Here is a 1437-nt window from a genome sequence, read left to right as displayed (position 1 = left end):
GGGCAGTACGGGCGCCAGCAGGGCCTCGGCGCGGCGGGCGGCACCGGCGGGGTCCGGGGACTCCAGGCCGATCGCGGCGAGCTGGGTGCCCTCCCGGCGTACCGCTCCGGCGGTGTTGACCAGGACGCGGGCCTGCCCCTGCTGCCAGAGGTCGACGGGTTTGCCCCGGTGCCGGGCGGTGCGGGTGAAGCCCAGCGCGTCCAGCACCGCCGTGACCGGTTCGACGTCCGGTGTGACCAGTTCGGCGAAGGCGATGCCGGTGGGAACGACGGGTGCGGGCAGGTCCGCGGCGCCGGCCGCCTCCTGCAGGGCGAGCAGCGAGCGGCGGGCGTCGACGGCCGTGGGGCCCGCGTCGGCCTGGCGGAAGACGTCGTTGAAGACTTCCAGGGAGAGCGGCCCCTCGTAGCCCGCGCGCAGCACGTGCTGCAGCAGGCCGGCGACGTCGAAGCCGCCCTGTCCGGGAAAGCAGCGGTAGTGGCGGCTCCACTGCAGCACGTCCATGGCGAGCTGCGGGGCGTCCGCCAGCTGCAGGAAGAAGATCTTCTCGCCGGGGATGTCCTCGATGCCCCTGGGGTCGGAGCCCCGGGAGAGGATGTGGAAACTGTCCAGGCAGACGCCGAGCGCCGGGTGACCGGCCGTCCGCACCAGGCGCCAGGCGTGGTCGTAGGTGCTGACGTGCCGGCCCCAGGCGAGCGCCTCGTAGGCGACGCGGACGCCGGAGTCCTGGGCGAGGTCGGCGAGCCGGCTCAGCTGTTCGGCGGCCAGCGCGTCGTCGTCCACCGCCGTCGGGGAGACGCTGGAGCAGACGAGGACGGTGTCCGCGCCCAGGCGGCGCATCAGCTCGAACTTGTGCCGGGCGCGGCGCAGGTTGCGGGCGAACTCCTCCTCCGGCACCGCCTCGATGTCCCGCATCGGCTGGTACAGCTCGACGGCGAGGCCGAGATCGGCGCAGCGGGAGCGGATCTCCTCGGGGGTCAGGGGGCTCGCGAGCAGATCGTTCTCGAAGATCTCCACGCCGTCGAAGCCGGCCCGGGAGGCGGCCGTGAGCTTCTCGGTGAGGGACCCGCTCAGCGAGACGGTGGCGATGGACGTACGCACCTGTGTACCTCTCCTCTGCTTCCGTGCTCTGCCGCTCGCTACAGCCGTGCCCCGACCGTGCCGTCCGCGGGCTCGGTGGTGGGCTCGGCGGCGGGCTCGGCAGGCTCGGTGGTGAGCTCGGCGGCGGGCTCGGTGGCGGCCGCGATTCCGGTGATGTCGGCGGCCATCCGCGCGCTGTCGGGTTCCCGCCCGGTGAACAGGCGGAACGCGTCGGCGGCCTGGAAGGCGGCCATGCCGCCGCCGTCGAGCGTGGCGCAGCCGAGCGCCCGGGCGGTGCGCAGCAGCTCGGTCCGAAGGGGTCGGTAGACCACCTCGGCGACCCACAGGCCGGGGTGCAGC

1 protein-coding gene and 1 pseudogene are annotated in these 1437 nt (G+C 74.2%); both read right to left on the bottom strand.

Annotated features, from left to right (window positions below; genetic code table 11):
- On the bottom strand, window positions 1–1098 hold a 1098-nt coding region (locus tag C1I97_RS37165; protein ID WP_146608435.1), incomplete at its 3' end, for a sugar phosphate isomerase/epimerase and 4-hydroxyphenylpyruvate domain-containing protein.
- Window positions 1099–1136: 38 nt separating this feature from the next.
- Window positions 1137–1437, bottom strand: a pseudogene (locus C1I97_RS37160) (hypothetical protein); the annotation flags it as partial.

It is taken from the genome of Streptomyces sp. NTH33 (assembly GCF_003236365.1).
In the GTDB taxonomy this organism is placed as follows: Bacteria; Actinomycetota; Actinomycetes; order Streptomycetales; family Streptomycetaceae; genus Streptomyces.
This window is presented reverse-complemented; position numbering and strand designations above follow the sequence as displayed.